Below are 23,960 nucleotides of genomic sequence, written 5' to 3'. Positions count from 1 at the left end.
ACGCAGTTTTGCTCCAACTACAACAAAAATGGTTGATACAGTAATCTCAGTTGCACTCAACTTAATGAATCCTCAAGATTTAAAAAATTGGTTTACTAATTGCTGTTACTGTACCTCATAACACCGGGAACTGCTGTAAATATAGTTCCCTATTCCCCGTTGAATCTAACAATAATTAATATATAAAAAGAGGGCAGGTATCAAACCCACCCTCAAAGCAATATGAATTTTAACTATCAATCGCTAGCTAATTACCAATTGCTGGCGCACTCAAAGAAACTTCTGGCGCTTCTTTTTGCTGTGCCAATGTTGGTACAGAGTCACGCAACCTTGCCGTCAATTGTACAGTTGTAGAGTCGTACATTTGAGTTAGCAATTTCGGATAGAAACCAATACCAATAATTGGTACTAGCAAACAAGCGATGATAAACACTTCACGCGGTTCGGCATCTATCAGTGCTTGGTGAGAAACTAATTCTTCGTTCTCTTTGCCGTAGAAAATTTCTCGCAACATTGATAGCAAATAAATCGGAGTTAAAATTACTCCCACTGCCATCAAAAACACGACGATGACTTTGAATGTAGGGTTATAAGCATCGCTGGTAGCAAAGCCGACAAACACCATCAACTCTGCCACAAAACCACTCATTCCTGGTAACGCCAAAGATGCCATCGAACAAGCAGTGAACATGGCGAAAATCTTCCGCATTCTCTTACCGACACCGCCCATTTCATCCAACATCAGGGTGTGTGTCCGATCGTAAGTCGCGCCGACAAGGAAGAACAAACTTGCCCCAATTAAACCGTGAGATACCATTTGCAGTACTGCCCCACTCAATCCCAAATCCGTGAAGGAGGCAATACCAATGGTGACAAAGCCCATGTGAGAAATTGAGGAGTAAGCAATTTTCCGCTTCAGGTTGCGCTGGGCAAAGGATGTCAGGGCTGCGTAGATAATATTAACTACCCCCAAAACCACCAACACTGGCGCAAAATAAGCGTGAGCATCCGGTAGCATTTGGGCATTCATCCGAATCAAGGCGTAACCGCCCATTTTCAACAGAATACCTGCCAGTAACATGTGTACGGGAGCTGTAGCTTCACCGTGGGCATCGGGTAGCCAGGTATGCAAAGGAATGATAGGCAACTTGACGGCGTAGGCAATCAAGAACCCAGCATAAAGTAAAAGCTGGAAATTCAGGACGTAGTCTTTGAGGGCGAGCGATCGCATATCAAAGGTGACTGTATCGCCGTAAAATCCCATTGTCAGGGCAGACAGCAAAATAAACAGCGAGCCGCCAGCAGTGTATAGAATAAATTTTGTCGCTGCATATTGCCGCTTCTTACCTCCCCAAATCGATAGCAGAAAGTATATCGGTACCAGTTCCAGTTCCCACACCAGGAAAAATAACAGCATATCCTGGACGGCGAACACGGCAATCTGACCGCCATACATCGCCAGAATCAAGAAGTAAAATAGCTTCGGCTTAAACGTCACAGGCCAAGCTGCTAAAATCGCCAATGTGGTGATGAATCCAGTCAAAATAATTAGGGGCATAGATAAGCCATCAGCCCCTACTGACCAATTCAAATCTAGTTGTGGTACCCAGGGGTAACTCTCCACCAGTTGCAAATCGGGATTGGAGAAATCGTAACCAGTATAAAAAGCGTAAACAATCAGTGCGAAATCTATCAACCCTACAATCAGGGAATACCAGCGCACTGTTTTGCCGTCTTTATCTGGGATGATGGGAATCAGTAGTGACGCGACTATCGGTAATAAGATAATTGTCGTCAGCCACGGGAAATTAGCTGTATTCATCACAATTCGTCTGCAATCAAAATCATGTTTGGCAAAAAGTCACTAGCTATTAACTAGCAGCTTTTTGGGGGTTTGGCCTTCAATGTTAGGTTGATTTAATAAAAATAAAGAAAGATGAAGACAGTTCAAGTACTTACCCCCGCCTTCATCTTAGTAAAACTTAATTGTTGGCTCCTCATTTTCAAGACGTAACATTTACGTCTACGTTAGGTAATACCAAAGACAATCACTAAGCCCAACACAGCCCCAAATATTATCAAGGCATAGAATTGAGCGCGACCGTTTTCTAGGTATTTCAGACCTTCGCCACTGACTAAGGTGAAAAAGCCTGTAAGGTTAACAGCACCATCGACAACGCGGTAGTCAACTTCCATTACTTGTCTAGCTACGCGACGTAAGCCGAGGACAAAGACGCGATGGTAAATGTCATCAAAGTACCACTTGTTGAGAGATAACTCGTAAAGTGGTTTGATTTTAGCAGCGATCGCAGCTGGGTCAATTTTCTTTTGCAAATACATCAGCAAAGCCAAAGTAATGCCAACCAAGGAAATAGCAACTGAAGCCCCCGCCATCACGTAAAATTCTGTCGCGTTGAATTCGGTAACTTTTTCTACAACTTCATTAGGAGGATAAATAAACTCCTCAAAGTAATTGGCGTAGGGTGTACCTACCAAACCAATGAAAATCGAAGGCACTGCTAAAAGCGCCAACGGCAGAGTCATTGTCCACGGCGACTCGTGGGGAGTATCGCTGTGATGACCGTGGGAGTCATGGGAGTCATGATGTCCGCCAGTTGCTGCTAATTCACCGTGTTTCATTGCCCCAGGCCCAAAAACAGGCACTGGTTCTTCTGACTCTAACTCCAGGACAATTGTCGCTGCCTTCTTGAGTTTTTCTTTGATTTTCTCGTCGGTACCTCGGAATTTGCCTTCAAATGTCATGAAATACATTCTGAACATGTAGAAAGCAGTAATCCCGGCAGTTAGCCAGCCAATCAACCAGAGAACTGGGTTAGCTTCAAAAGCTTTCCCTAAAATTTCATCTTTTGACCAGAAACCAGCAAAAGGCGGGATACCAGAAATTGCCAAGCAACCAATCAAAAAAGTAGTTCCCGTGATGGGCATATACTTTCGCAGTCCGCCCATCAACCGCATATCCTGCGCCAAGGCGGGGTCGTGACCGACAACTCCTTCCATGCCGTGAATTACCGAACCAGAACCCAAGAACAGCATCGCCTTGAAATAAGCGTGGGTCATGAGGTGGAACAATCCAGCACTGTAGGAACCGATGCCCATCGCCATCACCATGTAACCCAATTGGGAAATGGTGGAGTAAGCCAAGCCCTTTTTGATGTCATTTTGGGTAATGGCAATGCTTGCACCCAAAAACGCCGTAAATGCCCCCGTAAAGGCAATTACGTTCATTGCTGCTGGGACATGTTCAAAAACTGGGTACATCCGGGCAATCAGGAAAACACCTGCTGCCACCATCGTTGCCGCGTGGATTAAGGCAGAAATGGGGGTGGGGCCTTCCATTGCGTCCGGTAGCCAGACGTGCAGGGGGAATTGAGCGGATTTTGCAACTGGGCCTAAGAAAACTAAAATCGCCAATAGGATGGCGAAAAAATTGCTCACAGAACCTGATTCTACGAGTTGAGCGAGGCGATCGCCCATGACTCCAAAATCAAAGCTTCCTGTTGCCCAATAAAGCCCGAGAATGCCGAGTAACAGACCAAAGTCGCCCACGCGGTTGGTCACAAATGCTTTTTGGGCTGCATCAGCTGCTGATTTGCGATCGTACCAGAAGCCAACCAGCAAGTAGGAACACATCCCGACCAGTTCCCAGAAGATATAAATCTGCACGAGGTTGGGGCTGACCACCAGACCCAACATTGAAGATCCAAACAAGCTGAGATAGGCGTAAAACCTCACGTATCCTGGGTCGTGAGCCATGTAGCCGTCGGTATAAACCATGACTAACAAAGCTACCGTTGTTACAATCACCAGCATTAGGGCTGTTAGATTGTCAATCGTGTAGCCCATGGTCAGGTGAAAATTACCTGCTGCTGCCCATTCTAGAGTGCGGATATAAGTTGGATGTCCTTGAATTTGACTCCACAGCAAAGCAAACGACAGCGCCATCGCTGCTCCCATCAGGGAGATAATGACTACGGCGTTCAGCTGCCGTAGGCGGTTTGTCACCTGATTTAACGAGATTAACCCTAGACCGACCAGCATTGCCCCAAGAAGAGGTAATACCGGAATCAGCCAGGCATATTCATAGATTACTTCCATCACTGACGCGTACTTTTAGAATTCTTGACTAACTTAGCGCAACTGTTAATAATTGTGACACACACCCTTTAGCATAAAATACCCCACCCAATGAGCTTTGGGTGGGGTAATTAAACATGGTTTTATATTTAGGGACTGGGTATTGGCTATTTGAGACTGGGGATTGGGAAAAATTCTTTTTTTTTAATCTCTAGTTTCCAATCCTTAAATTTTTAATTCCCAATACCCAATCCTTGTTCATGCCGAACGACATTCTAAGTCTGCTGTCTTTGATGTAGTGTATGCTTTAGAGCGATTGCCGTAAGTGAGTTGAATTTCCTCTAAAGCCAGACGCAAGTCTTCTCTGCCTCGAAATCCTTCTAGGCGTTGCCGGACGGTTCCATTTTCCACCAAGATGAGAGTCGGCAGTGACTTTAGTCTATAAGTATTAGCAAGTTTGAAATTTTCATCAGCGTTAACCCCAACTAATTTAATTTGCTCGCCACATTGAGCTTGAAATTGCAACAACAGAGGGTGAATAATGCGACATAAACCACACCAAGGTGCTTCAAAATTTACTAAAACGGGAACTGGAGATTCTAAAACTTCTTGAGTAAATGTCCGCTCACTAACCGACAACACCATGACGCCTCTAGAATTATAGGGTTTTAATATCAAAAATCAAAACTAGCTATCAGCAGGAGAAATCAGTAAGCCAATCAGTGCCTATAAAACTTCTCAGGGACAAGACTATTGTGCAACTATTACAGCATTGATTCCGGCTCTAACAAAAAAGCCAGCACTACTTTCAAGGTGGCTCCTCTGTTTTTGCAACTTCTGACTGTCCTGTTGTTGCTCTAAATGGAATTTAGACTGCTATGCCATTTACTTCCCTGCAAAGGCAATTGATTAGCGCCATACCACTATAAAATAATCAACTGACTGAGCGCACCCCCACTAACAGCTGTTTCAATTCATCCTACATTGATTCGGTAGCAATTGATAAGTAGAAATTTTCATTTGATTAGTATTTTCTTGTGATACTGGGGATCGTCTAAAATTACCATCTTATCCTACTAGTTGCGTTCAGCAAAAGGGGGTGCGAGGACCAAAGCAGAGCGACAAAAATAGCGACTCCTAAATAGGCAGGTCGGAGAAATTCCTGCCATTTGATAGATTGACGACCGTCAATAATTGCTTGAAAGGGAATTATTGAGGTGCGCTGTTTGACAATTTCAAAGGCTTCTCCATAGCGACAGGCCAAGCGGCGATCGCCATGCCAAACCCCAAATAAGTGGTGTAACACTAACCCAATGGAGGTCACAAGGGTAAAACTAGTACCTATCCATAGAGTATGAGCAATACACCAAATTATTTGTCCTACCATCTGGGGATGGCGGGTGATGCGAATAATTCCTGTCTCATAGAGGTGGACTTGAGGCTTTTGAATAGCAGCAATTTCTAGTAGATTGAATGTGGCAGGATACAAAAACAAAAATGAAATCGCTGACAACACCCAGACTAAAGCCTGTACCCCTGGTACACCTTGCACCTGCCACAGTTGCACCCCATCATAACGATGGTTAAAAAAGTAAATAATTAGGATTCCAGCCAACGGTAAACTTACTAATGCAAAGACAATGCGATAAAGCCTTGACCCAATGTATTTTTCTACCCAAGGGCGGATGGCGGCTCCACCACTGTGAGCGATCGCGAAAGCTAATTGTAATCCCAACATGACAAAATGACTGGGAGTCAACCAAGGATTAAACATCATATACATTAGGTGAAGTAATTTAAAGAAAAGTTAATTCAGTACAACCAATACCACAAAGTATTCAACAGGGGACTTTAGTCAAGATGTCATGGTATTGTCTTTTTCGAGTAAAGCCTCCAAGTTTAAAATGCAACAAATCATGTACAGCTTTCAAGCTATGAAACAGGGTTTGTTGCCAAAGCTGCTCCTTTCAAAGTTTGTGGGTTGAGCCTTATGTCTGACCTTCCTTTCACTTTAGATCAGTTACGTATTTTGAAAGCGATCGCTGTAGAAGGGAGCTTCAAGCGCGCTGCTGATAGCCTTTACGTCTCCCAACCTGCCGTGAGTTTACAAGTCCAAAATCTAGAACGGCAGCTGGATGTTCCCTTATTTGACCGTGGAGGACGACGCGCACAATTAACCGAAGCAGGGCATCTACTTTTAAGTTACGGTGAAAAAATACTCAGTCTGTGTCAAGAAACTTGCCGCGCCATTGAGGATTTACAAAATCTCCAAGGCGGTACTTTAATTGTCGGCGCTTCTCAAACCACCGGCACTTATCTTTTACCCAGAATGATCGGTCAATTCCGACAAAAGTATCCAGATGTGGCAGTACAATTGCACGTCCACTCTACCCGACGGACTGCTTGGAGCGTAGCTAACGGACAGGTAGATTTAGCGATCATCGGTGGGGAGATTCCAGGCGAGTTGGCGGAATCGTTGGAAATTATTCCCTATGCAGAAGATGAACTAGCGTTGATTCTGCCAGTCTTTCATCCCTTTGCCAAACTGGAAACAATCCAAAAAGAAGACTTATATAAATTACAATTCATTGCTTTAGATTCCCAATCGACTATCCGCAAAGTAATTGACCAAGTGCTAGCGCGTTGTGAGATTGATACAAGGCGCTTTAAATTTGAAATGGAACTGAATTCCATAGAAGCAATTAAAAATGCCGTGCAATCTGGTTTGGGAGCTGCCTTTGTCTCAACTAGCGCGATCGCTAAAGAATTACAAATGGGTGTACTGCACTGCACCCCAATTGAAGGCGTTGTTGTCAAGCGAACGCTATGGCTGATTTTTAATCCAAATCGCTATAGATCCAAGGCCGCAGAAGCCTTTAGTCAAGAAATTTTGCCCCAGTTTTCTACCCCAGAATGGAATCACGACATGTTAAAATCATCACAAAAAAAGCTAGTGGCAAATACATTGGATGCAGCAACTCCCACCTCTTCTAACGACGGTTAATATCTGGTCAAGAGGAGCCAGTTGCGTGCGGAGGTTCCCAAGGCACTCCATTGGGTGCCGACTTGTAGACGCGTTAACGGCTTCCCGCAGGGTAGGAAGTGCCGTTCCGTTGTATAAACTGGCGTTCAAAAGTCAAGAGTCAGTAGTCAGTAGAAAAACAACTGACAACTGACAACTGACAACTGACCAAGGACAAAACAATGGAAGTTTACTGCACTCGTCCACACTGCCCACGCCCACAAAATTATTTTGCGGATTTAGATGACATTACAACGCTGAAAACTACGCAGCAAAAATACTGCACTAGTTGTGGAATGCCACTGATGCTTGATGGTCGATACGTACCCATCAAGTTGTTGGGAAAGGGTGGGTTTGGAGCAGCGTTCCTAGCACGCGATCGCCGGATTCCCGGAATGCGATCGTGCGTAGTTAAACAGTTTCAACCTGTAGGAAATTTAAATACAACTCAATTACAACTAGCGCAACAGCTATTTGAGAGAGAAGCAGAAGTATTAGCACAAATAGGCAACGAACACGAGCAAATACCTGACTTATTTGCTTTTTTTCCTGTGATTGTTCCTAGCTTGCAACTAGGTCAGGAAGACCAGTTTTTTTACTTGGTGCAAGAATACATCGATGGGCAAAACTTAGAGGAAGAATTAGTTCAAAAGGGAAAATTTTCTGAACAGCAAGTTTTGGAAGTGTTGCAAGAAATCCTGAAAGTACTAAAGTTTGTCCACAATCGAGGTATTATCCACAGAGATATCAAACCCTCCAATATCATGCGCCGTCGGGATGGCAAACTTTTTTTGCTCGATTTTGGCGCAGTTAAGCAGGTAACTAATGCTCCAGCGGGCGGAGCTGGCTCTTCCACTGGCATTTATTCTATGGGTTTTGCACCACCGGAACAAATGGCTGGGAATCAAGTATTTCCATCTACAGACTTGTACGCTTTGGCTGTAACTATTCTGAACTTGCTTACAGGCCAAGAAGCAAAAACGCTATTTGATGCTTACAGTAACCAATGGCAATGGCGAAGACAAGTAAGTGTTAACCATCGCTTGGCTGATATTTTAGATAAAATGCTTCTGCCAGCTGCCAATCAACGCTTTCAATCAGCTGATGAGGTTCTCCAAGCTCTGTCTCACGGATTGATACCTGCAACAGTTTTACCACAACCAAAATCACAGCCGCCATTACAAACTAAAAGTGCTTTTTCAACCTGGGAATTGTTAGGTGGAGCGGCATTTAGTGGGTTTGAGGGAGCATTAATAGCGATCGCCCTGTTGAGTTTATTGAAATCACCAATAATTACTTTGAGTGTTGCATCTGTAATTGTGGGGTTACTGATTTTTGCCCAAACCAAACGTTGGATTGAAAAGTTTGATTTATTAATTATTCCGGGTATTACTTTTGCTATTATCTTTTTTATTCCCTTTTTAAGAGGGGGTATTATTATTCAACAAGTGGTTATTTTAGCAGTGGCAGCAGGATTAGTAGCTATTGCAGTTACAGCACTATTTCGACTGATTTATAAATTATTATCTTTGATACTCTAAAAAACTTCTGGTGCTAACAGCCACCAACGCATTGGCTTCTAAGTACTCATAATTACTGAATATTGGCTATTTATAGTTTTTCGTAAAAAATATTTAGTATGACAAAACTCGTCAAAAATCGATCGCAGCGGTTGATTTGACAGAATATTTAAATAATAAGCATACATTACCTTATAAAAACTTAATTCATGTCACAAAAGAATGAAACTGCGGTTTTAGCCTTAGCCCTAGTGCTGACAGTTGGAATAGTTGGCGTTGGTGCGTGGTGGTTTGCTAATCAAAATTCTGGAGGCAACCTTAATATCCTCACTTCCAATCAGAAAAATGACAGCAATTTATCAATACAAGAACGGATGAGCTTTGGGGAAAAAACTTTAATTACAGGTGACATTACTCCCCTCAAAAAAGAGGGTATACAGGCGCTCGCCGCTCAAAATTATGCTAAAGCGATTACCAATCTGGAATCCTCTCTCAAACTCAAACTTAACGATCCAGAAGCAGTGATATATCTGAATAATGCTCGCATTGGTTCTGGCAAAAACTATACGATTGTTGCATCTTTACCAGTAGGTACTGACCCCAATGTTGCTTTAGAAATTTTACGTGGCATTGCCCAAGCTCAAAATGAAGTTAATACCTCTGGGGCAATTAAGGGAGTACCTTTAAAAGTAGGAATAGCAAACGATAATGACAATCCAGCCATCTCTAAACAAATCGCTGTCAGCTTAGTTAAAAATCAGCAAGTATTAGGTGTCGTTGGTCCTAATACCAGCGATGCTACCTTAGCCGCAGGCGATATCTATAATGCCGAACAGCTTGTAGCCATTTCCCCTACTAGCACTTCCGTGAAAATTTCTAACTTCAGTCGCTACGTTTTTCGCACGGTTCCCAGTGATTTTATGGCGGCTAGAAGCTTGGCTAACTATATGGTAAAAAAAATTGCAGAAAAAAAATGCTGTGGTTTTCTTCAATTCCCAAAGCAACTATAGTCAGTTTTTAAAGTCTGAATTTGTCTCATCAGTTTCCCTAGAGGGTGGACAGGTGTCAAGCGAATTTGATTTATCCAAAACGGATTTTAGTGCAGCTAAAAGTATAGAACAAGCCACGAAGCAAGGTGCAGAAGTGTTAATGTTAGCAGCTAATGCTGAGACTTTGGACAAAGCACTGCAAGTAGTTCAGATTAACCAGAAAAAGTTAAATCTACTGGGGGGAGATGATATTTATACAGTTAAAACTTTAGAAGTTGGCAGGGAACAAGCTGTGGATATGGTGTTAGCAGTTCCTTGGCACATTAAAGGTAATTCTCAGTCAGATTTTCCCCAGAAGTCGCGGCAGCTGTGGCGAGCTGATGTTAGTTGGCGAACTGCTTTGGCCTACGATGCTACGCGAGCATTAATTGCCGCGTTAGAACGCAATCCTACACGTTCGGGAGTACAACAAGCACTTTCATCTTCTGACTTTTCTGCCAGTGGTGCTTCTGGTGCAGTTCGGTTTTTACCTTCAGGCGATCGCAATACCTCAGTTCAGCTTGTGAAAATAGTTCCTGGGACTCGCTCTCGCACTGGGTATGACTTTGAGCCATTACAGTAACTAGATACTTTCTAGTGTGGCTGAAAGTACATTCACTTACTGCCTGATACGTTATAAATTTTTTCGCAGACTAGTGGGTGGTCTACTTTTCGGTTTCAGTCAGCACCACCCAAGTCTTTACAAAATTGGCTGAAAGTGTTGATAGCATTTACTACGCTTCTGCCCTAGAGGTGGTTGCTCAATGTTCAATACGATCCTTGCCGTTGCGGTGGATGCAAGGACAAAAAATTGCTCTATACCAGTCATTTGCGCTTCCTTCTAAATGTCCTGGTAAACACAACAAATAGAACATTGAGGCTTTTCAATCAAGATACCCGATTACACACAATCTGTTTGTGGTGGTCAAACAGATTGGTCAGACCGAGCAGCAAGCTGATGTTGCTGACGCTAACTTACTACCGATCGATCGGGGGTAGGAACTGATGACCTAGGCTGGTTTGTCAAGATTTGCTGACAATTGCTACTTTTGGCAATTACAGCGTTAGTTCCCACCGTAGATACCTGTAGGGCAAGGCTGCTTCTCTGAAAAGATTTGAACTGCGCTTTAGCCGACTCGATTAATCGATTCTGCTGGCAAGCAAATGAGATTATCACCTTGGGTAAGAATTAAGCCGCGTTGACGCAACTTGCCCATTAAGCGGGTGACAGTGACACGAGTCGAACCAATCGCACTACCAATTTGAGCATGGGTCAGGGGGAAGGGCAGACAATAGCCACGAATCACATCGGGATCGGTTTCACTCATTGCCGGCTCTCCATATTCCTCAATCAACAATGTGAGGAACCCTAAGAGTCGATCAATTGTGCGCCGTTGTCCCAAGGCACTCAGCCACAGCAGTTTACGCTGGTGCTGATACCTAAAAGCATCCATAACTTCGCGGCGGAAGTGAGGCCAGTTGTCTAAGTCGTGCCAGTACATCCACAGCACCGCAGTTTGATCGACATGGGCGTATGCCTGGAGCGTGAATGGCGACTGGGCAACAATTTCAAACGGTTGTCCCGCTCCCACAAAACCCAAGAAAGCTTCTTCTGGGGTTCTGTTGATTCGTCGAGACGTTAGCTGACTGGCAGTAGCGCTCACTTGAGCGGTTCCCACCATCCGGATTGCACCCCTTTGCACCAAATATAGCAATCCAGGTCGAGCTGGAATGCGTTCATCTTTGCTAAAGGTGCGGCAACGATAGTGTTCTTGAGCCCAATCAAGAATTCGTTGCCAAGTTAAAAAAGGCCGTGATGCCTCAGAAAAAGAAGATGGAGATTGCATAGGTAACAAAGAGCGTTCGGCTGAAGACAAAGACGTGATAAAAGTGCAAGGAGTGTCTTTGTGTTGGCGGATTAGGCTTAACGCCTAACAGCGCCAGCCATCCAAAGAGCAGAAAGCAATTATTATTGCTCTCTATTCTTTGTTATACTTCTTACTGTACAATGATGGTAGTAAAGATTACCCACTATTCATCGAATATTCATCAAATTTTATGCTACTCTCATTTTTCTTCATCTAGATTAATCTTATATCTAGAGATAGATGACATGATATCCGGAAAAAAACTCCGAGAGAGTATTACTAAATAAGTACGTGCATCACAGCATACTAGTAAGCAAATACACAGCATTTAAACATTTAATATCCAGTTATATAGTAAATACACTAAGTACTTATACTTATAGTGACAAAATTTCATGTATAGAAGGTAAAAAAATTACTCTATCCAAAGGTAGAGATAATAATAAAGTTTTATATATCTCAGGTATGGTCCTCTGGTTTGCCAAATCTCATAATCAAGATCCTATGGAGATAGCCAGTGCCATTGTCTCTCAATTATTAGAAACCTGTGGCGGCGTTTTCATTATCCAAATTGTTCCCCCTGGTTGGATTTATTTAGAATTGACTCATCCTCTTTTGGCTACTTGGTTACAAAGTCTTGCTGTTGGGAGTTTAGAAAAAGCAGAGGAGCAAGCGAGCAGGAGGGACTCGGAACCCCCTCTAGGTATAGAGAGGAAAAGGGAGCAGGGGAGAAAAGAAAATTTAATTCAAAATTCCAGATGTCAAATTTCAAATCCTGAGCGCTTGTTTGCCATGCAATACGTCCATGCACGTTGTTGCTCGCTGGTCTGGTTAGCTCACAGAGAGGGATTGATAAAACTTAGAGAACCACTGCCAGATACTAGCCCAGCTTTGAGGAACATAATCTTTACAGAGCAGATACCTTGGCTCGATTGCGATGAAAAACTTCGCCTGAATCATCCAGATGAGAGTCACCTAATTACCAAGTTAGTACAAGTGGTAGACGATTTAGTATGTTCCGATGATGGTTCGGTTAACTGGGAAAAAGCAGGGCTAAATTTAAGTCAAGCGTTTGAAAACTTCTGGAGCAAGTGCCGCATTTGGGGTGAGGTAAAAATTTCTTCACCAGAGTTAGCCAAAGCTAGATTGGGATTGGTGATGGTTACTCAGTCTGTATTGAGGTTTTTATTAGTAGAAAAACTGGGGGTTGTCGCTTTGCTAGAGTTATAAATCATTTACGAACTATCGGTGACAACATAGGATGAAAGTCTCTTCGCTGCTACTCAGCAACGCCAGTCGCTTCAAATTTGGCAAGCGAAGCACAGTACTAGCTCCACCTACGGGAAGCCACAGAAGCATTTACAGCACTCAGCCTTTTCAAGACTGTCGTGTAAAATCCTATTGATTAATAGGAAAAATTTTCCAATTTGTACTTGGATATAACTAAGCATTACCCGATAATTATATAGTTTTGCTGAGTTTTATTACTGAAAAAACACTTACGCAATTTTGCTTTGAATGAGCGTACCATTAGTGAGTAGTTGTTCTCAGGAAAAAATAAAAACTTTTATAATATCTATTGACTCATTTAATCACCTCGGTTATATTAGCAGGTGTGTGAGGAGCGAACCAGCAAGGGCACCGAGACGAAACACGGCCAGTCGTCGGTGTCCTTTCTGATTTCATAGGAAGCAGATTGATAAAAGAGCTTTTACGATAGTAAAAATTTTTTGATCGCAGTAGCGGCTCCGTCTTCCTCTACATTAGGAGCTACCCACTGGGCGATCGCTTGAACTGCTGTTGGTGCATTGCCCATTGCTACACCAATGCCAGCATACTCCAGCATTTCTACATCGTTAAAGTTATCACCAATGGTCATGACGTTGGTGCTTTGTAATCCCAATAATTCTTCGGTTAAATAACGTACAGCAGTTCCCTTGTTGACAAAGGGGTTAGTCGCTTCAAAGAAAGTGGCAACAGATGTGGTCAAATAAAGTTCGGCGGGTGTGTACTGACGGCGCAAATTTCCCAACAACTCATTAATCACATCTGTGTCATCGGACAAAGCCAGAACCTTTGTAGGTTCATTATTTAACACTTGACGCAAATCACCTACAGCAATTGGCTTAATACCAGAACGTTGTGCATAAATTTGGGTTTCTCTGGTTAACTCCCGCACATAAAGCTGGTCATTGATGTAGAAGTGAACAGATAGGAGCGATCGCAACTGCGGCTGTTCAAAATAATCTAGTAGTTGGCGTGCAACTTCACGAGCAACAGGCAAATGTCGATGTATTTTCTGATTGGCTGGGTCTTGAATCCAGGCTCCTTGATAAGCAGCCAATGGCAGAACAGAGCCAATTTCTTGATGGAAGCGTAAGGCTGAGCGATACATCCGACCAGTGGCGATCGCTACTTTTATTCCGCGTGCTTGTGCTGCTGCGATCGCTTGCTTTACAGGTTCGCTTAGGGTGTTAGACTGCCCAGAAATCGTACCATCTATATCGACAACTAGTAATTTAATATCTTCGCTAGTAATAGCCTGATTAGCAGTGGATGCCAAGCGAGCAGTAGATGCTTTTTGCATAAATTCCCAAGGTTTAAACTCCCAGTAAGAGGTTAGCAGGCTCTTGCTATGAATGGGCACTGGGGATTAGGGACTGAGGATTGGGGGACAAGGGGAAAGACTTACTGTAAGTTCTCCTCTGCTCCCCTGCACCTCTGCCTCCTACCAATCTATCGGCAAACCTAATCGGTCTAAAGTTTCTCCATTTTGTAGAAGTGGTTGAATATCGCTGTCTATTTGGATGCAACCACCAGATAGTACCAAAGCGCGTTGAGTCACTTTGCCCAACCACTGTAGTTCATGGGAGGCGATTAGCATCACTTGCACTGGCAATTTTAACAGCACTTGCGCTAAGTAACGCCGCCATGCTGGATCGAGACCGTTAGTTGGCTCATCTAAAATCAGAATTGCAGGTTCTAAGGCTAAAATCGCTGCTAGGGAAGCAAGTCGTCTTTGTCCGCCAGAAAGTTCGTGGGCGGAACGGTTGGCGTAGGCTTCTAGACCAAAATCAGCTAATAATTGCCGTGCCCGATCGATTGCGACTGCTGGCGGTACACCGTAATTGCGCGGTCCAAAGGTAATGTCTTCCAAGATGGTGGGCATAAACAGTTGGTCGTTGGGATCTTGGAAGCCAAAACCGATGTAACGACGCACTTGGGGTAAGGTTTTAGGTTCTACCGGGATGCCATGAATCCAAATTTTTCCCGATCGCGATTGTTTTAAGCCGATGAGGTTATCCAACAAAGTGCTTTTACCAGAACCCGTCGCTCCCATCAATGCTACGCGATCGCCTGCTTTTAAGGTAAAAGAAATATCTCGCAATACTGGTTCTTGGTTTGAATAGGCATACACCAAATTTTGTACCTCGACCACAGTGGCATGGGGGTTACTGGTTGGAAGTTGGGGGTCAGAAGTTAAAGATTTCAAGATTCACAACTCAAGAGTCACAACTGCGCTCTGTTAACTGTTAACTGTTAACGGCACTCTGAAGGTAGGAAGTTAAAGTTAAACAAATAGCGATCGCCCAAGCTGTTAGCACGGCAAAACGCTCTTTTGGTCTTAATGGCGAATCTATCGGTAACTGTCCGTTGTAACCACGAGTTACCATTGCTGCATAGACTCGCTCTGCCCTGTCCAGGCTGCGGAGATACAAGGCTCCAATCATGGCAGCACTGGCATAGCGCAGCCATCCAGCCGCACCATTGAGTCCTCGTAATTGAGCGCTACGCTGCATCCGTGTCACTTCTAACAGCAAAATTTCTAGGTATTGCCCAGCTAAGAGTAAATTTTCCTTTAAAACTCTTGGTACGGGTAAGCTTTTGAGGGCGATGCCAAAACTATGGGGAGGCAATGTTAACAAAAAACTATTCATAACGATGAGACATACCAGGGAACGCACTAGCAAAAAACTAGCTCGCTCCCATCCCAAGGGTAATGCTAGCAATGATAGGAAAATCAATTCGGTACCTAGTAATCCTCCTAAACGGGGAATTGGTACACGCAATACTCGTGCCCAGATTAGAGCGATCGCACCATACACAGCTAGCCAAAGCCAAGCATGATACTTTAATAAGGCGGCTCCCACGACAATCGCTAAAGATAGATGCAAGCGTAACGGCAAAGCTAGTTTAAGCATTCTTCGGTTTCACTACCTTGGCAAGCCCAAAGGCGACAGCAAAGCAAACCGCAGCTCCCACTAGCCCAGCAATACTAGTACCAATTTGCCCCAAGCCCTCGATACCGTAGTCAGCTAATGGTGTCGGTACAGTTACCCGCACTTTTTCGGCTAAGCCGATGAAGCCCGTGTTTTCGGCAACCCTTTCCAAGCCATCGGGCCATGCTGAGGCAAACAGTGACAGTACACCTGCAATGAGGAAAATGCTGACGACAGGCACTAACCAGCCTTTAAATTGCTGCTGTTCTCCTGGTAATAAATCTGGTCGTGCTGTGGCTAGGTAAGCCAGCACACCTCCAGTAATCAAACCTTCACCAATGCCAATCAAAATATGCACACCTGTCATTGCTGGCAAAACTATAGCTAAGGATGCCGTGCCAGAAAGGGCTAACTCAATGGCACAAGCTACAGCCGCTACGACTACACTGACACCAGCGGCAATACCAGCAGCCAAAGGTAAGCGCCCTTTCGACCCGCCGAATAGACGCTGCAAGGTTTGGGTTAATATCCAACCTACCCAAACACCAATTACTGCCATATTCAAAATATTCGCTCCCAAAGCTGTGATGCCACCATCAGCAAACAACACAGCTTGAATAATTAAAACTGTGGCGATGCACAACGCTCCTGCCCAAGGGCTACCTGTGACGATTGCTGCTAAGGTTCCTCCCAATAAGTGACCACTAGTACCTCCTGCTACAGGAAAATTGATCATCTGGGCGGCAAAAATAAAAGCAGTAGTTAAGCCCAGTATGGGGGCGCGACGAATACCAAAAGCTTCTTGCGATCGCCCACTGGCGATAAAGAGCGCTGCCGCACTCGCCAAACCAGTAGCCGCTGCTACCGATGGAGAAACAAACCCATCTGGAATATGCATGATGTCCCCTATATGAAATGTGTTGACTCACACAATTTAAATAATTTAATTACGGCATCAAATTAATAGAAAACAGAATTCTTATTGCTTTTTCAATGCCCTATTGGGGGATTTTACAGTGTTTCTTAGGAAAGATTGACAATATAATCTGCGTTAAATATTATACTTATTTATTAATCTATAAAGTTTTATTAATTTAAATTTAAGATTAAAGCTAAATATTGATTAAATCTTCAAATATTAGGACATTTTTTAAGCTATTTTGATACTAATTAGATATTTATCTATGTTCAAAACTAGATTTTGCCGAGATTCATATAATATGTATTATGTATCGCAATCAGGAACAGCGTCTCCAATCATTAAGTTGTCAATATTACTTTTAATACTTACTTGAAAATTTCCCGAAAATTTAATATTTTATTGCTAAACTGCAATAAAATCCAAATAAAAGCAGCAACTGAAGTGCTGTTAACTGTATTTATGATACGCTAACATTCTAGCTAAATTATTATCGTTGCTATGGGTTTTGAAAAATTAACCAAACTTTGTAGTGTAATTTTTGAGAAATTTGCAAGCGTATCGCAACAAATTACTTTACCACTTTCTACTTATTTTTTAGGGTTTGCATAAACCATTAGTTAATAGAAACAGTCTAGTTTTAGTAAAACTATTCTGCTCTATTAGTTATATGTTTGGTTCACAAAAAATAAATAGGAAAGAGAAGCGATCGCTTGCTTTGAAATTATAAATTACTGCTCAATGCAATGAACGCTAATGTTACGAACCTGCTCTTAGGTGTGGTTTTCGCCGTTGCTGTATTAGCAATCCGATCGCCATACCAATACCGACAATAACAGTAAAGTAGAATAAACCAATCAACCGGACATAAATTGGCGGTGCGATTCCCTCAACTTCAATTTCCTGCGCCACTTTCACCGATTGAAACTGACGGTTAGATCCCGGTAGGAGAGTCGCTTCCACTTCGACTTTGTGAGGTGCGCCATCAAAAAATTGTTCCAGCCATGTGAATTTGCCTTCTTGGTCGGAAACTCCTTGATAGGCAAAGACTGTTAAATTATCTTCTAAGGCGATCGCCTTTACTTGCAATGCTACATCTTTAATGGGTTTTCCTGTCGCAGTATCTTTCACTTGTACTGCTAAATTCGCAAGTTTTCCTACAGTTGCGTTTTTATCTCCCTCAATCCGGACTTCCAACCCTTGAGATTGTTGTACCGATGGTGCAACAGGTTTGGCACTGGTCGAGTGTCCACTACCATGAGCTTCGGCAACTTCTGCACTGATGTTAATAAACAATAAAGTTACTATCGCTACTACTGTCAACGCACTTAATAACAGACGCACTGACTGTGGTGCAATTTCTCCTTGTCGCAGTTCTTCTTGTCCACCGATAATCCAACCACCCAATAATCCTACTGATAGTAAAATAGCTGCGATAACAGCAAAATATTTGTATTTGATTGGATTTTCCCGAACATTCAAATTCAAGGTTTGGTCATAGGGAGCAAAAGCATTTGCAACTAAAGGTGACACATGCACTCGTAGTTGATAATTGCCACGAATGGGTAATATCTGTTGAATTTCTAACTTACCATTAGGTGCAGCAGCATCCATTTGTAGTAATCTTGTTCCCTCAACAATCGGAAAATCTGTAGTCAAAAAAGGATTAGATAGGGGTGTCAGAATTTCTAGGCTAATTAAGGCATTTTCTAACGGTTTACCTGCGGCATTAATAGCTTGTAGTGTCAGAGTGACGGGAGATTGTGGTTTTTCTGCTTGTGCTTCAAACGGAAGAATATGTTCTAGAGGTGGGTTCGTGGAGAGTTGTACTCTGGGTGTAGGAGTTTGAGAAACCCCAACAAATGAATAAATAATTGACAACGCAATGCAAACAGCGCTAATAACTCCGAACAGACGATATTTTTTCATGAAATTTTAAGGTAATTGTAGAAAATTTATATCTTTTGCGATTCATACCTTGATAGCAGTAGGCTAAGTTTACTCCCAAATAAGTGACTTAATATTTACTACAAGGTCGAGTAATTCAAGTCAAAGGATTTAGTAATGGAACAGATATCATTTGAAATCAAGTTAAGGTAATGTAGAAATGTCAAACAAAGCATCTCTACATTACCTAAAATTCTTTCCAAGAAAAAACACTGGTGCAAAATTAGCTTTATTTTAGTGCCATAAATTTGTCAAGGGTCTTAGCAAAGCTAATGCTACCTAAAAAATCTTGGAATTATGATAATTTAATGACATGCAACACCTAAGGTGTGGTGACGCATTGAGTGTGTTGTGTTATGAGCCGCAGGATAGGTGGAAAACAACACAGTCCAGATAACTAAAGAAGATAACAGCATATAAAGTGTTACCTGAACAGGCTTAGATAAAGTAACACCAGCAGTCTTCCGGAATACTGAAATACGAGAAAAAGCAGTCATTTTTGACCTTCCATAATTAATTTGGGTAACTTGTCAATCAAAGGGCATTTTGCCCCTTAATTGCAAAAAGATATACGATCGACTTTGTATTTGACAAGTGTGTATAAATTGTAGTGTATAGTTTGGCTTTGGTAAATTTTATCAAATAAAAATATTTTTCATAGCAAGCGAAACACCCGTAAAAAGCCAATTTTGAGGTAGGAAGTTTTGCTAAACTTTATTTCTAAAGTTTTTTATTAGCAATCACCATACTGTCCTAGGCAATATACAGTCTAATATCAATTGACTATTGACTCATCTTGATAGAGAAATCTACACATAAAGTACATACAAATAACAAAAGAATGACATACAGATTTACCTTAAAGCATTTTCGATGTTGATAAAACAAAGGTAAAAGCTCCTGCTAATGCCAAGAGTAATTTTAATTCAGGTTTAGCTTGGGTGATGGGAGTTGGCGATCGCAATTCCAGGATAAACAATGGTAACGCTACTACGCACCAAAAAATCACCTAACTTGCTGATAAGTAGCCTTCGATGATGTGCATAGCATAGGCTAGTGCAGATGCCACCACAATTAGGTAAAAACTTAAAACCCATAAGGATGAGCAATATAAGTTTTGATTTGAGAGTAATTTTTGACAACTTTTATACTTCGCAAATTTGTTTTCAGAACTTACGAATACCAGTAATTTTATCTAATTATCATTATCACACTGTTACTCGTAAGTATTTTCACCCCCACAGCCAAAGACAAAATTGCGTTGCACGATAACACAGTTTTACCTCGATCTAGAGCTAATAGGTTTGTAATAATACTTACTAATTCTTTATGAAGTTGCGCTAACGGGGAAGCCTTTCGGCAGTCGCTCATGGGGAGCCAGTTCGTTGCGGTGAATCAGTGCTGCAGGAGGGAACGCCGCTGCGGTATTGAAAACAGTCAAAAACAAGATCCCCGACTTATTAGATAAGTCGGGGATCTTGTTTTTCAATTTTCACAAATTAGATAGAAATGCTATATATTATTATCAATTTAATTTAATTCATCAAATTACAAGTTGTTTAGACTTACTTTACGCAGAATCCCCGCCTTCTATGTGACTTTCTTCCATATAGTCTTTCAGTTGCGTTGCAAAAATTGTATGGCTCATCAATAAATTTTCCTCTTTCTCTTTGCTGAATTTAAAATTTTCCTCTATTAATCGTTCAAGTGCATATTCCATCAAGACTGGACTGAGGGAAAAGTAGGATGCTTGACTTTCAATGAGCGAGCGCTTTTGTAATAACTCCATAGCTTCCAAGATTAATCTTTGTGATAATCTTTGTGATAATCCTGGGATGCTGTTTTCTTGCAGCTTCCGCACTGAAACCGCATCTTGATTGACAGCTAGCCAGTACACCATATGTTTTTCTAGGTGAGACAAGCGATTGAACTGCTCGTCTAAAGTTGCTCGAATGTCTCCAAAAACCACAGTATCCTGTTTCAGAAACTCGTCGATATTGCCGCCAAATAGTTCTTGAATAGCGGTAGCAACTAATTTAATAAACAAAGGGTTACCTGCATACCAGTCAAATAAGATTTGACTCGCCTCTTTTGAGATATTAGCAAAGCCTTTAGCTTCCAGAATTAAGAGAATTTCTGCCTTACTTAAGCCAGTCAATTTTAAGGAATGAACAGATAGCTTTTTTCCTTCTAAAGAAGCAATTTCTTGAGTTTTTTCTCGACTCGTTAACACTAAGCAACTTTGATGTTGTGACTCTCCCACTCGTCTAATCAACTCACCATAAATCTCGTATTCTTTACGATATTGAATTGGAGATAAAAGGTAGGATAAAGAATCGTTTTTTATACTTAGGCTAGTAGATGTCGTAAAATGTTCTGTTTCCCCATTATTTTCGCCACTAACTAAAATCGAGTCAAAATGATCTAAAACAATTAGACAACGTGAAGAGCGCAAACAATCTATTAATTGCGAAATTTTACCATCTACTGTTTGTGTGATTTTTGTATCTATCTTTGGGCATAAAATTTGAATTAGTCGATCTAATATCACCTCTAAGGAAGGGGCAAGACGTAGCGATCGCCAGATAACATATTCAAACTCGTCTTGAATTTCCTGTGCTAGTTTGACAGAAAAAGCGGTTTTACCAATTCCACCCATACCCAAGAGTACTAATAGCCGACAGCGCTCTTGCACAATCCATTGTTGAGTTTTTGCCAGTTCTGTCGTCCGTCCGTAGAACCCACCAACATCTATTGCTTCGCCCCAATCTTGGATTTGGATCGATCGAATTTTTACTAAATCAGTTTCTTGTTCTTTCTGCGCTTTTCTAACGTTAATTGTTGGTTGTAATTGCAACCTACCTTTTTTATACCCTGCTTTTTCTAATAAATGAGTTACGCGACTCCAATTTTTGACTTTGACTGAGTATCCTGCTTGGTTACTTAGCATTTCTTCAATATATTTATATAATCCATTAGATAGATAAACTCTTACAGTACTGCTACTGCGACTTTGATAAACTATACTTGCAATTTCCGCAGGACTACAGCCACAAAGCAAACCTCTCAGGAATTTTTTTTCTACAGGTGTTAGAGCTTTTCCTTTTGTTGATGCCAAATCTACGTATAACTTTTCTAACTCCCAATTATTTTTAGCTTCTACAAATTCCTCTTCTATTTGATTTGAATCATTTGCTGCCATTTTATTTATGTATTAATTGTAACCCAGGCAATATCCTAACGATTCTTCGATGAAGTCTGAATAAATAAAAGATGAATTTATAACGAATTTAATAACTTGCGTTAGGTGACTTAGCAGTTGTTGGTTAGGTATCTTTAGGCTTAACGGAAATTTAATAAAGCTTGTTTGAAACTTTAAGAGAACAAATTCTGTCAACACAAACTAGCAGGACTCTCTCTGGTGGATAAATTTCAGTGGTACACAATACTATGCTTATAACAGCACAGTATGGAACTTCTAAAATTTAGTTATAGCAGGCTCTAATCAATAGATATTGCAACTAATGGTGTAAAAAATGACTGACTCTCTGACATTGTACAAAAAAGGTTTGCAAATTTGAAGGTTTAGGCACAAAAACTACTGCATAACCCACCCGAGTACGCTCAAATGAATCAATGTGGTATGTAAGAGGCATCAACCATGGCTCGAATTCGTGACGTTGTGCAACAAGCTTTAGCAACCGGCTATTTGACGGTTGAAGCAGAAAATCAACTACGACAGCTATTGACTACTAGATATGACCTAGAAGATTTTAATGCTTTCATGACTTTGCAGGAAGCTGCCATGAACGGTAAAGTCAAGCAAGAGTCCCGCGAACAATGTGGGATTAAGTAGATACGTAATACCCTATCTCTCAACGACGGGAGGGCTTGTCTTCATCCTCATCGTCGTCCTCAAAAAATGACCAATCATCATCAGTATTATCGGTTTGATTATTAATCGGTGGTTGATAAGGTGGGATAATTACCCGGTAATCAGCATCGTAAACAGATTCCGTTTTTCCTGCCGCAGTATTTTTGGGCTCGCGATAGCTGTAGGAGTAGACTGAACCAGATTGAGAACTGCTTTGAGGTTCTTGTTGGCGTTCGTAGGTTTGAGAGTCTCGAAACGGTTGAGTTTTAGGATTGGGGTTAGGTGCTTGTGTTGGCTTTTCGTCAAAGTTCCAATCATCGTCTGCATTGCTGTTTGTCTCCCAATCATCAAACTCTTCACTAGTAGCGTACTCTGTTTTACTAGCTGGCGGTGGCGGGGTGTAAGGGGGAGGCGTGGGTTCTGTACGGTTAGCTGCACGAGGTGAACTCGCTCTTGACCTGAACGTGGTTTGACGTTGTCCCCCAAAATAATTTGACAATTTAAACAAGGTAGTTATTAATACAGAAGTCAAAGCTCCAGCGGTAGTACTGAACAAAATCCACATTGCTAGTGGTAATGGTTGAGTTCGCATACCTAAAAATACTAGCGATAGGACAGGTGACCAATTTTGAACTAACAACAGTGTTAGTCCTCCCAGTACAGCTACCAACAGAATTAAGCGAATTACAGCCATAAGAAAGGATGTACGGCTTTGCCGTTCCCGAAAGGTAGGATAAAGGATAAAGAATAAAGTATGAATAATTTCTACTTCATACTTCACACTTCATACTTCATACTTTAACGATGACCTTGCCACCGCTGAATTGGAATGCAGTCAATATCTAGTTGGTCTAAAGCACGGGCAACTACAAAATCAACTAAATCTTCAATGGTTTGAGGATTGTGATACCAAGCGGGAATGGCAGGGACAATTCTAACTCCAGCTTCTGCCAAAGTAGTTAAGTTACGCAGGTGAATCAGGCTAAAAGGCGTTTCCCGAGGAACGATAACTAGCTTTCGTCCTTCTTTGAGCTGAACATCCGCTGCTCGTTCTAGTAAGTCGGAACTCAAACCAACTGCTAGCTTTGCCACTGTACTCATACTGCATGGCATGATAATCATCCCTAGGGTACGAAAGGAACCACTAGCAATATTGGCTCCAACATCACTCCAGGGATGGCAGCGTAGTTTACCTGCAAGAGCTACTCCAGCTTGCTCTCGCCAGAATTGCTCTTGCCCTGCGGGTTCTGCTGGCATCCGAATATCCTGTTCCGCTTGCCAAACCATGTATGTTGATTTAGAAGCAACTAATTCAATCTCATAGTTCGCTGCAAGTAAATATTTGAGAGCGCGAACAGCGTAGATTAGACCAGATGCACCTGATATGCCCACTATAAGAGGCTTAGTGTGATGTAACACGCGATTTTATTAGGGATTAGGAATTGGGAATTGGGAATTGGGAATGAG

At 42.0% G+C, this 23,960-nt stretch carries 21 protein-coding genes; 6 read left to right on the top strand and 15 right to left on the bottom strand.

Features of this window, described 5'->3' with window-relative positions; genetic code table 11:
• Window positions 1-247 precede the first annotated feature (247 nt).
• From ndhD1 to RMY31_RS06370, 4 genes are all read right to left on the bottom strand, one after another.
• Window positions 248-1,822: a photosynthetic/respiratory NAD(P)H-quinone oxidoreductase subunit D1 gene (ndhD1, locus tag RMY31_RS06385; RefSeq protein WP_409877484.1), complete on the bottom strand. Its 1,575-nt coding sequence runs from the start codon at window positions 1,820-1,822 to the stop codon at window positions 248-250.
• A gap of 206 nt (window positions 1,823-2,028) precedes the next feature.
• Window positions 2,029-4,116 carry an NAD(P)H-quinone oxidoreductase subunit 5 gene (locus RMY31_RS06380; RefSeq protein ID WP_322665555.1) on the bottom strand — a complete coding sequence of 696 codons (2,088 nt, stop codon included), beginning with the start codon at window positions 4,114-4,116 and terminating at the stop codon, window positions 2,029-2,031.
• Between the two features lie 237 nt (window positions 4,117-4,353).
• Window positions 4,354-4,740: a thioredoxin family protein gene (locus tag RMY31_RS06375; RefSeq protein WP_322665502.1), complete on the bottom strand. Its 387-nt coding sequence runs from the start codon at window positions 4,738-4,740 to the stop codon at window positions 4,354-4,356.
• 415 nt (window positions 4,741-5,155) lie between these two features.
• Window positions 5,156-5,872, bottom strand: a complete 717-nt coding sequence (locus tag RMY31_RS06370) for an NnrU family protein (protein WP_322665504.1) — start codon at window positions 5,870-5,872, stop codon at window positions 5,156-5,158.
• A 213-nt stretch (window positions 5,873-6,085) separates the two neighbouring features.
• Here RMY31_RS06370 and RMY31_RS06365 point away from each other — a divergent pair, with 213 nt between their 5' ends.
• The 4 genes from RMY31_RS06365 (at window position 6,086) to RMY31_RS06350 (ending at window position 10,248) form a co-directional block, all read left to right on the top strand.
• Window positions 6,086-7,099 carry a LysR family transcriptional regulator gene (locus RMY31_RS06365; RefSeq protein ID WP_322665506.1) on the top strand — a complete coding sequence of 338 codons (1,014 nt, stop codon included), beginning with the start codon at window positions 6,086-6,088 and terminating at the stop codon, window positions 7,097-7,099.
• A 200-nt stretch (window positions 7,100-7,299) separates the two neighbouring features.
• Window positions 7,300-8,658: a serine/threonine-protein kinase gene (locus RMY31_RS06360; protein ID WP_322665509.1), complete on the top strand. Its 1,359-nt coding sequence runs from the start codon at window positions 7,300-7,302 to the stop codon at window positions 8,656-8,658.
• Window positions 8,659-8,846: 188 nt separating this feature from the next.
• A complete protein-coding gene (locus tag RMY31_RS06355) occupies window positions 8,847-9,647 on the top strand; it encodes an ABC transporter substrate-binding protein (protein ID WP_322665512.1) in 801 nt (266 codons plus the stop codon).
• On the top strand, window positions 9,616-10,248 hold the full coding sequence (locus RMY31_RS06350; RefSeq protein WP_322665514.1) for an ABC transporter substrate-binding protein: 633 nt from the start codon (window positions 9,616-9,618) through the stop codon (window positions 10,246-10,248). Before RMY31_RS06355 ends, RMY31_RS06350 begins: the two co-directional genes overlap by 32 nt.
• A gap of 544 nt (window positions 10,249-10,792) precedes the next feature.
• Here the strand turns inward: RMY31_RS06350 and RMY31_RS06345 are convergent.
• A complete protein-coding gene (locus tag RMY31_RS06345) occupies window positions 10,793-11,512 on the bottom strand; it encodes a Crp/Fnr family transcriptional regulator (RefSeq protein ID WP_322665516.1) in 720 nt (239 codons plus the stop codon).
• A gap of 525 nt (window positions 11,513-12,037) precedes the next feature.
• On the opposite strand from RMY31_RS06345, the gene RMY31_RS06340 reads away from it, so the two are divergent.
• Window positions 12,038-12,763, top strand: coding sequence for a glutamate acetyltransferase (locus tag RMY31_RS06340; protein WP_409877480.1), 726 nt, complete (start codon window positions 12,038-12,040; stop codon window positions 12,761-12,763).
• 481 nt (window positions 12,764-13,244) lie between these two features.
• Here RMY31_RS06340 and RMY31_RS06335 read toward each other — a convergent pair whose 3' ends face one another.
• From RMY31_RS06335 to RMY31_RS06300, 8 genes are all read right to left on the bottom strand, one after another.
• Window positions 13,245-14,120, bottom strand: a complete 876-nt coding sequence (locus RMY31_RS06335; protein ID WP_322665520.1) for an HAD family hydrolase — start codon at window positions 14,118-14,120, stop codon at window positions 13,245-13,247.
• A 141-nt stretch (window positions 14,121-14,261) separates the two neighbouring features.
• On the bottom strand, window positions 14,262-15,026 hold the full coding sequence (locus RMY31_RS06330; RefSeq protein ID WP_322665522.1) for an ABC transporter ATP-binding protein: 765 nt from the start codon (window positions 15,024-15,026) through the stop codon (window positions 14,262-14,264).
• Between the two features lie 40 nt (window positions 15,027-15,066).
• Window positions 15,067-15,735, bottom strand: a complete 669-nt coding sequence (locus tag RMY31_RS06325; RefSeq protein ID WP_322665524.1) for an energy-coupling factor transporter transmembrane protein EcfT — start codon at window positions 15,733-15,735, stop codon at window positions 15,067-15,069.
• Window positions 15,728-16,651 carry an energy-coupling factor ABC transporter permease gene (locus tag RMY31_RS06320; protein WP_322665526.1) on the bottom strand — a complete coding sequence of 308 codons (924 nt, stop codon included), beginning with the start codon at window positions 16,649-16,651 and terminating at the stop codon, window positions 15,728-15,730. Before RMY31_RS06320 ends, RMY31_RS06325 begins: the two co-directional genes overlap by 8 nt.
• 780 nt (window positions 16,652-17,431) lie before the next feature.
• Window positions 17,432-18,601 (bottom strand): hypothetical protein, encoded by a 1,170-nt coding sequence (locus RMY31_RS06315; RefSeq protein WP_322665528.1) that lies wholly within the window; start codon window positions 18,599-18,601, stop codon window positions 17,432-17,434.
• Window positions 18,602-18,924: 323 nt separating this feature from the next.
• Entirely contained in the window at window positions 18,925-19,116 is a 192-nt protein-coding gene (locus tag RMY31_RS06310) for a CbtB domain-containing protein (RefSeq protein ID WP_322665530.1), read from the bottom strand.
• A gap of 362 nt (window positions 19,117-19,478) precedes the next feature.
• Entirely contained in the window at window positions 19,479-19,628 is a 150-nt protein-coding gene (locus RMY31_RS06305) for a hypothetical protein (RefSeq protein ID WP_409877477.1), read from the bottom strand.
• Window positions 19,629-20,189: 561 nt separating this feature from the next.
• On the bottom strand, window positions 20,190-21,821 hold the full coding sequence (locus RMY31_RS06300) for an NB-ARC domain-containing protein (protein WP_322665532.1): 1,632 nt from the start codon (window positions 21,819-21,821) through the stop codon (window positions 20,190-20,192).
• 459 nt (window positions 21,822-22,280) lie between these two features.
• Between RMY31_RS06300 and RMY31_RS06295 the strand changes: the two genes are divergently transcribed.
• Window positions 22,281-22,475, top strand: coding sequence for a hypothetical protein (locus RMY31_RS06295; RefSeq protein ID WP_322665534.1), 195 nt, complete (start codon window positions 22,281-22,283; stop codon window positions 22,473-22,475).
• 19 nt (window positions 22,476-22,494) lie between these two features.
• Here RMY31_RS06295 and RMY31_RS06290 read toward each other — a convergent pair whose 3' ends face one another.
• A complete protein-coding gene (locus tag RMY31_RS06290; protein WP_322665557.1) occupies window positions 22,495-23,187 on the bottom strand; it encodes a LapA family protein in 693 nt (230 codons plus the stop codon).
• Window positions 23,188-23,291: 104 nt separating this feature from the next.
• Window positions 23,292-23,912: a flavin prenyltransferase UbiX gene (locus tag RMY31_RS06285; RefSeq protein ID WP_322665536.1), complete on the bottom strand. Its 621-nt coding sequence runs from the start codon at window positions 23,910-23,912 to the stop codon at window positions 23,292-23,294.
• Between the last annotated feature and the right edge of the window lie 48 nt (window positions 23,913-23,960).

The organism is Dendronalium sp. ChiSLP03b (assembly GCF_034531165.2).
GTDB lineage: Bacteria > Cyanobacteriota > Cyanobacteriia > Cyanobacteriales > Nostocaceae > Dendronalium > Dendronalium minutum.
This window is presented reverse-complemented; position numbering and strand designations above follow the sequence as displayed.

What these genes read in the sequence shown, in the direction of transcription:
- RMY31_RS06325 (WP_322665524.1), bottom strand. Translation starts at nt 15,735, where the DNA reads ATGCTTAAACTAGCTTTGCCGTTACGCTTGCATCTATCTTTAGCGATT.
- RMY31_RS06355 (WP_322665512.1), top strand. Translation starts at nt 8,847, where the DNA reads ATGTCACAAAAGAATGAAACTGCGGTTTTAGCCTTAGCCCTAGTGCTG.
- RMY31_RS06365 (WP_322665506.1), top strand. Translation starts at nt 6,086, where the DNA reads ATGTCTGACCTTCCTTTCACTTTAGATCAGTTACGTATTTTGAAAGCG.
- RMY31_RS06370 (WP_322665504.1), bottom strand. Translation starts at nt 5,872, where the DNA reads ATGATGTTTAATCCTTGGTTGACTCCCAGTCATTTTGTCATGTTGGGA.
- RMY31_RS06335 (WP_322665520.1), bottom strand. Translation starts at nt 14,120, where the DNA reads ATGCAAAAAGCATCTACTGCTCGCTTGGCATCCACTGCTAATCAGGCT.
- ndhD1 (WP_409877484.1), bottom strand. Translation starts at nt 1,822, where the DNA reads ATGAATACAGCTAATTTCCCGTGGCTGACGACAATTATCTTATTACCG.
- RMY31_RS06295 (WP_322665534.1), top strand. Translation starts at nt 22,281, where the DNA reads ATGGCTCGAATTCGTGACGTTGTGCAACAAGCTTTAGCAACCGGCTAT.
- RMY31_RS06345 (WP_322665516.1), bottom strand. Translation starts at nt 11,512, where the DNA reads ATGCAATCTCCATCTTCTTTTTCTGAGGCATCACGGCCTTTTTTAACT.
- RMY31_RS06290 (WP_322665557.1), bottom strand. Translation starts at nt 23,187, where the DNA reads ATGGCTGTAATTCGCTTAATTCTGTTGGTAGCTGTACTGGGAGGACTA.
- RMY31_RS06315 (WP_322665528.1), bottom strand. Translation starts at nt 18,601, where the DNA reads ATGAAAAAATATCGTCTGTTCGGAGTTATTAGCGCTGTTTGCATTGCG.
- RMY31_RS06310 (WP_322665530.1), bottom strand. Translation starts at nt 19,116, where the DNA reads ATGACTGCTTTTTCTCGTATTTCAGTATTCCGGAAGACTGCTGGTGTT.
- RMY31_RS06340 (WP_409877480.1), top strand. Translation starts at nt 12,038, where the DNA reads ATGGAGATAGCCAGTGCCATTGTCTCTCAATTATTAGAAACCTGTGGC.
- RMY31_RS06320 (WP_322665526.1), bottom strand. Translation starts at nt 16,651, where the DNA reads ATGCATATTCCAGATGGGTTTGTTTCTCCATCGGTAGCAGCGGCTACT.
- RMY31_RS06360 (WP_322665509.1), top strand. Translation starts at nt 7,300, where the DNA reads ATGGAAGTTTACTGCACTCGTCCACACTGCCCACGCCCACAAAATTAT.
- RMY31_RS06375 (WP_322665502.1), bottom strand. Translation starts at nt 4,740, where the DNA reads ATGGTGTTGTCGGTTAGTGAGCGGACATTTACTCAAGAAGTTTTAGAA.
- RMY31_RS06300 (WP_322665532.1), bottom strand. Translation starts at nt 21,821, where the DNA reads ATGGCAGCAAATGATTCAAATCAAATAGAAGAGGAATTTGTAGAAGCT.
- RMY31_RS06380 (WP_322665555.1), bottom strand. Translation starts at nt 4,116, where the DNA reads ATGGAAGTAATCTATGAATATGCCTGGCTGATTCCGGTATTACCTCTT.